The 2942-nt window shown below is 46.3% G+C and carries 2 protein-coding genes; both read left to right on the top strand.

The features are described from left to right. Positions 1-1353: WD40 repeat domain-containing protein (locus QUB08_RS21880; protein WP_445300943.1), on the top strand; the 1353-nt coding region annotated here is incomplete at its 5' end. Next, positions 1350-2942 (top strand): WD40 repeat domain-containing protein (locus QUB08_RS21875; RefSeq protein ID WP_333227053.1); only part of this gene is annotated, 1593 nt, incomplete at its 3' end. The genes QUB08_RS21880 and QUB08_RS21875, both read left to right, overlap by 4 nt.

The raw sequence follows: 2942 nt of genomic DNA, 5'->3' as shown, positions 1-2942 counted from the left end.
GTCACTGCTGATGGTAAATGGGCGATTTCTGGTTCAGATGACGACAGCATCAAAGTCTGGAATTTAATAACTGGAAAGCAAGAGTTTAGTCTCGAAGGTCATAGCAACTCAGTAAAAGCAGTTGCTGTCACTGCTGATGGGAAGCGGGCAATTTCTGCTTCTTTTGACAACACTCTCAAAGTCTGGAATTTAACCACTGGAAAGGAACTGTTTACTCTCACTGGTCACAAATCCTTGGTAAAAGCAGCAGCCGTTACTGCTGATGGGAAACGGGCAATTTCTGGTTCAAGAGACAACACCATCAAAGTCTGGGATTTAACCACTGGAAAGGAAGAGTTTACTCTCACTGGTCACAGCAACTCGGTAAATGCAGTTGCCGTCACTGCTGATGGCAAGCGGGCGATTTCTGGTTCCTGGGACAACACTATCAAAGTCTGGAATTTAACAACTGGAAAGGAAGAGTTTACTTCTGAAGGTCACAGCAACTCAGTAAATGCAGTTGCTGTCACTGCTGATGGGAAGCGGGCGATTTCTGGTTCATCGGACAAGACCATCACAGTTTGGAGTTTCACAACAGGAGATAAACAGTTTTCTCTCATCGGTCACAGCAACTCGGTAAATGCAGTTGCTGTCACTGCTGATGGGAAGCGGGCGATTTCCGGTTCCTGGGACAAGACGCTCAAAGTCTGGGATTTAATAACCAGAGACGAACTATTTACTCTCACTGGTCATAGCGACTGGGTAAAAGCAGTAGCCGTCACTGCTGATGGCAAGCAGGCAGTTTCCGGTTCTTTGGACAAAACTCTCAAAGTCTGGGATTTGTCAATTGGAAGGGAACAGTTTACTCTCAAAGGCCACAGTAACTGGGTAAAAGCAGTAGCCGTCACTGCTGATGGCAATCGGGCGATTTCTGGTTCATCAGACAAAACACTCAAAGTCTGGGATTTAACAACTCGAAAGGAAGAGTTTACTCTTGAAGGTCACAGTTACTCAGTAACGGTAAATGCAGTTGCTGTGACCGCTGATGGGAAGCGAGCAATTTCTGGTTCAAGAGACAAAACCCTCAAAGTCTGGGATTTAACAACTCGAAAGGAAGAGTTTATTCTCAAAGGTCACAGCGACTCAGTAAAAGCAGTAGCCATCACCCCGAACGGGAAACGGGCGATTTCTGGTTCAAGAGACAAAACCCTCAAAGTCTGGGATTTGTCGAGTGGAAATGTCATTGCCACTTTCACGGGTGAAAGTTCGATCGCCTCTTGCGCTATTGCACCCGATGGAGCCACAATTGTCGCAGGCGACGCATCCGGCCGAGTATATTTCCTGCGGCTAGAAGGGGTGGAGGCACTAACATGAATTCCTCACCTCTGGCAAATCCCATCTCTACCCCTGTTTACCCAAGAGAATTTGCTGACAAGTTAGCGGCCAAACCACTTTCCTATCAACGTGCTTATCTGGGCAGCTTACTGCCAAATTATGTCAAGTCCGGTAATTTAGAAAAGTATTATCAAAAACTGACAGATTTTAATTTTCTGATGGCAAAGATTCAACATTCTGAGTTTGGGGTGCAGGCACTTATTGATGATTTCAATTTGGTTGGCGGTTCAGAAGCAGTAACTCACCCAGAGTACAACCCAGAAAAAATGAAAACTCTGAGCTTGATTCAAGTGGCACTGTGGATGTCAGCCGATATTTTGGAGCGAGATAAGATGCAACTGGCAGGGCAATTGTTAGGGCGGTTGCTGCACTTTAATATTCAGGCAATTCAGGCAATGCCAGAGGTAGCAAAACAGTGGAAAGCAGCACCTTGGTTGTGTCCTTTGACACCCTGTTTAACTCCCCCTCGCAGGGGATTGCTACGCACCCTACAGGGTCACAGCAAGTCGGTAAAAGCAGTAGCCGTCACGGAGGATGGCAAGCGGGCGATTTCTGGTTCAAGAGACCAAACCCTCAAAGTCTGGGATTTAACCACTGGAAAGGAACTGTTTACTCTCAATGGTCACAGACAGGTATATGCAGTAGCCGTCACCCCCGACGGCAAGCGGGCGATTTCTGGTTCAGATGACAACACCCTTAAAGTCTGGGATTTAACAACTCGAAATGAACTGTTTACTCTCAATGGTCATAGCGATTCGGTAAATGCAGTAGCAGTCACTACTGATGGCAATCGGGCGATTTCTGGTTCAGATGACAACACCCTCAAAGTCTGGGATTTAACCACTGGAGAGGAAGTGTTTACTCTCAATGGTCACAGCAACTCGGTACATGGAGTAGCAGTCACCCCCGACGGCAAACGGGCGGTTTCTGGTTCGTGGGACAACACCCTCAAAGTCTGGGATTTAACAACTCGAAAGGAACTGTTTACTCTCAATGGTCATAGCGATTCGGTAAATGCAGTAGCAATCACTGCTGATGGCAAGCGGGCGATTTCTGGTTCGTGGGACAACACCCTCAAAGTCTGGGATTTAGCAACTGGAAATGAACTGTTTACTCTCAATGGTCACAGACAGGTAAATGCAGTCACTGTCACTACTAATGGCAAACAGGCAATTTCTGTTTCATATGAAAACACCCTTAAAGTCTGGGATTTGACAACTAGAAATGAACAGTTTACTTTCAATATTAACAGCGGCTCGGTAAATGCAGTTGCTGTCACTGATGATGGCAGGCGGGCGATTTCTGGTGCATATGATACAACCCTTAGAGTCTGGGATTTAACAACTGAAAATGAACAGTTTACTTTCAATTGTCATAGCAATTCGGTAAATGCAGTAGCCGTCACGGAGGATGGCAAGCGGGCGATTTCTGGTTCAGATGACAACACCCTCAAAGTCTGGGATTTAACAACTGGAAAGGAACAGTTTACTCTCAATTGTCATAGCAATTCGGTAAATGCAGTAGCCGTCACGGAGGATGGCAAGCGGGCGATTTCTGGTTCAGATGAC

The sequence above is a fragment of the Microcoleus sp. BR0-C5 genome, from assembly GCF_036705045.1.
Lineage (GTDB): Bacteria > Cyanobacteriota > Cyanobacteriia > Cyanobacteriales > Microcoleaceae > Microcoleus.
The sequence above is the reverse complement of the archived record's forward strand: the minus strand, read 5'-3'. Positions and strand labels throughout refer to the sequence as shown.